This window comes from Streptomyces sp. UH6, assembly GCF_013421635.1.
GTDB lineage: Bacteria > Actinomycetota > Actinomycetes > Streptomycetales > Streptomycetaceae > Streptomyces > Streptomyces abyssomicinicus.
The window spans coordinates 1-3522 of the sequence record NZ_JACADT010000609.1 but is presented as its reverse complement, the minus strand read 5'-3'; the positions used below and the strand labels follow the sequence as shown (position 1 = coordinate 3522).

General features: G+C 74.8%; 5 protein-coding genes. 4 read left to right on the top strand and 1 reads right to left on the bottom strand.

Going from position 1 to position 3522, the window contains the following annotated elements:
• From HW445_RS22945 to HW445_RS22930, 4 genes are all read left to right on the top strand, one after another.
• Window positions 1–704: GlxA family transcriptional regulator (locus HW445_RS22945; RefSeq protein WP_180222857.1), on the top strand; the 704-nt coding region annotated here is incomplete at its 5' end.
• Entirely contained in the window at window positions 701–1372 is a 672-nt protein-coding gene (locus HW445_RS22940) for a DJ-1/PfpI family protein (protein ID WP_180222856.1), read from the top strand. The genes HW445_RS22945 and HW445_RS22940, both read left to right, overlap by 4 nt.
• Before the next feature lie 27 nt (window positions 1373–1399).
• On the top strand, window positions 1400–1858 hold the full coding sequence (locus tag HW445_RS22935; RefSeq protein ID WP_180222855.1) for a TIGR03618 family F420-dependent PPOX class oxidoreductase: 459 nt from the start codon (window positions 1400–1402) through the stop codon (window positions 1856–1858).
• 15 nt (window positions 1859–1873) lie between these two features.
• On the top strand, window positions 1874–2062 hold the full coding sequence (locus HW445_RS22930) for a hypothetical protein (RefSeq protein WP_180222854.1): 189 nt from the start codon (window positions 1874–1876) through the stop codon (window positions 2060–2062).
• Window positions 2063–2091: 29 nt separating this feature from the next.
• On the opposite strand, the gene HW445_RS22925 is transcribed toward HW445_RS22930, so the two are convergent.
• On the bottom strand, window positions 2092–3522 hold a 1431-nt coding region (locus HW445_RS22925), incomplete at its 5' end, for a glycoside hydrolase family 15 protein (protein WP_180222853.1).

Genomic DNA, 3522 nt, shown 5'->3' with positions numbered 1-3522 from the left:
GCGCCGAGCGGATCGTGTCCGTCTGCACCGGCGCGTTCCTGCTGGCCGAGGCCGGGCTGCTGGCCGGGCGCCGCGCCACCACGCACTGGGCGTACTGCGACACGCTCGCGCGGCGCTACCCCGACACCGAGGTGGTGACGGACCCGATCCACGTCCGGGACGGCGCCGTCGCGACGTCGGCCGGGGTCACCGCCGGGATCGACCTCGCCCTGGCGCTGGTCGAGGAGGACCTCGGGCGCCAGGTCGCGCTGCAGGTGGCCCGCCACCTGGTGGTCTTCCTGCGGAGGCCGGGCGGCCAGGCCCAGTTCAGCACCCAGCTCGCCGCACAGCTCGCGCAGCGCGACCCGCTGCGGGAGGTGCAGAGCTGGATCGACGAACACCCCGACGCCGACCTGTCGGTCGAGGCGCTGGCCGGCCGGGCCTCGCTGTCGCCCCGTCACTTCTCCCGCGCCTTCGCCGCCGAGGTGGGGGCGACGCCCGGACGGTACGTGGACGGGGTCCGGCTCGAAGCGGCGCGCCGGCGGCTGGAGGACACCGGGGACGGCGTCGCCGAGGTCGCCCGCGCCTGCGGCTACGGCACGCCCGAGGCCATGCGGCGGGCCTTCCTGCGCGCGCTGTCCGTGTCACCCGCGGAGTACCGGCGCCGATTCCGGCCGTCGGCGCCCGCCCACCTGTCCCACACACCCGACGGAGGCAACCGATGACCACGAAGATCGCCATCCTGCTGTACGACGGCCACACCGCGCTGGACGCGGTCGGGCCCTACGAGGTCCTCTCCCGGATCCCCGGCGCGGAGGTCGTCTTCACCGCCGCCCGCCCCGGCCCCGTCCGCACCGACATGGGCAGCCTCGCCCTCACCGCGGACGTGCCGTTCTCCGAGATGACCGACCCGGACGTCCTGCTGGTGCCCGGCGGCCCCGGCTGCGCGGCCCTCCTCGACGACCGGCCGACGCTCGAGTGGATCCGCACGGCCGACGCGGCCACCACCTGGACCACGTCCGTCTGCTCGGGTTCCCTCCTGCTGGCCGCCGCCGGCCTCCTCGCCGGCCGCCGGGCCACCTCGCACTGGATCTGCCTCGACATGCTGGAGGCCTACGGCGCGACCCCGGTCGGGGGAGAGCGGATCGTCGTCGACGGCAAGTACGGCACGGCGGCCGGGGTCTCGGCCGGCATCGACTTCGCGCTCCACATGACCGGCCGGATGTCCGGTGCGCAGGTCGCCGAGGCGATCCAGCTGGTCATCGAGTACGCCCCTGAGCCGCCCTACTCCACCGGATCCACCGCCTCGGCGCCGCCCTGGCTGGTGGAGGCGCTGCGGGCCAGCAATCTGGTGGTCGGTGAGGCCGACAAGTGCGCCCCGCAAGGGAACTGATGTGCCGTCACACGCGTCCCACCGGACATGACCCAGGGACCCGCGCCTCGCCCACTGTCCGACGAAGCCCTCTCCAGCCTGCTCGGCACCCAGCAGTTCGGCACGCTGGCCACCGTCAAGCGCAGTGGCCACCCCCACCTGACGACCATGCTGTACAGCTGGGACCCCGAAGCCCGCGTCGTGCGGTTCTCGACGACGGCCGAGCGGGTCAAGGTGGCGCACCTGCGCCGCAACACCCGCGCCGCGCTGCACGTGCAGGGCGGCGACGTGTGGTCGTTCGCCGTGGCCGAGGGGGACGCCGAGGTCTCCGACGTCACGACGGCGCCCGGCGACGCGGTGGGGCGGGAGCTGCTGGGGATGGTCCCCGAGGCGGCGAAGCCCGAGGACGAGGAGGCCTTCCTCCGGCAGCTCGTCGACGAGCGCCGCGTGGTCCTCCGTCTCAAGGTCGACCGGCTGTACGGCACGGCGCTCGACGTCGTCGGCTAGAAGGGGTGGGGCGGCGTGTTCGTGCTGGTGTTGGGGGGCCTCCTCCTGCTCGTCCTCGGCGGCTGCGGCTGCGTCTACTGGGCGGCGCGGGGCGACGCCCCCCGCTGGGCACGTGGTGTGGCCAGGGTGACGCTGCTCGGCAGCGAGCTGGCCGGCAGCGCGAGCCGGGCCTCCCGCCCGCGGCGTGACGGCGGGGAGGAGTAGCCCCGGCGGGGGTTCGGGGCCCCGCCTTGTCAGCGGTCGTCGCGGCGGCCGTCGCGGGCGGCCCAGGCGCGCAGGGCCTCCTCGGAGCCTGCGGCGTCCAGGTTCATCGCGGCGTTGATCAGGGCGAGGTGGGTGAACGCCTGCGGGTAGTTGCCGAGCATGACGCCCTGGACGGTCATCTCCTCCGAGAAGAGCCCGAACCGGCCGGTGCGGGAGCAGAGTTCCTCCCAGCGCCGACGCGCCTCGTCCACGCGTCCGGCCAGCACCAGCGCGGAGACCATGGCGAAGGAACAGAGCAGGAAGCCGCCCTCGGGACCGCCGACGCCGTCGTCGGTGGCCACCGGATCGTAGCGGTGGACCAGCCAGCCGTCCTCGCCGAGCCGTTCGTCGACGCGTTCCAGCGTCGACACCACCCGGGGGTCGGTCCCGTCCAGGAAGCCGAGCAGCGGGACCGCCAGCAGCGAGGCGTCGAGGTTCGCGGAGCCGTAGCTCTGGGTGAAGGCGCCGACGGACTCGTTCCACCCCCGGGTGAGGACCTCCTCGCGGACCTCGTCCCGCTGCCGGCGCCAGTGGTCCAGGGCGGGACGGCCGTCGCCGGTCAGCTCGGCGAGGCGCACGCCCCGGTCGAAGCAGACCCAGGCGTACAGCTTGGAGACGGTCCAGTGCCGCCGCCCCGTCCGCACCTCCCAGAGGCCCTCGTCCGGTTCCCGCCAGCGGCGGGCCGCCTCGTCCACCACCGCGTACACGGCGCTCAGCTCACCGGCGGTCAGCTCCTCGCCGGTGCCCAGCACGGCCTGCTGATAGACGAACGCCGCGTCGAGCACCTGGCCGTACACGTCGAGCTGGTGCTGGGCGAAGGCGCTGTTCCCCACGCGCACCGGCCGCGACCCGCGGTACCCGCCCAGGTGCCCGAGCACGGTCTCCTCGCCCTCGGCGCGCCCGTCCACGTCGAGCATCGGCTGGAGCGCGCCGGAGCCCCGGGCGCTGTGGTCCAGCAGGATGCGCAGGTACACCCCCGCCTCGGCCCGGTGGCCCAGGCGCATCAGCGAGAGGACGACCAGCGCGGCGTCGCGGTGCCACAGGTAGCGGTAGTCCCAGTTGCGCCCGCCTCCGACCCACTCCGGCAGCGAGGTGGTGGCCGCGGCGAGCAGCGCGCCGGTGTCGGCGGTCATCAGGCCGCGCAGGGTCAGCGCGCTGCGCCGGACGTGCTCGGCCCCGAACCCCTCGTAGCTGTTGCGGGCGTCCCAGGCGCGCCAGGCGTCCTGCGTCTCGTCCCGCATCCGGTCGACCAGCTCCATGGTCAACGGTCCGTGCGGCGCGCCGTCGTAACCGAGCACGAGGGCCAGCGCCTCGCCCTCGCGGAGCGTCGCCGCGACGGTCACCGGACCGTCCCCGTCCCCCTCCAGGCGTGGCGCGGGACCGTGGTCACGGACGGCGCCCAGCCACAGACCGGCGGCCCG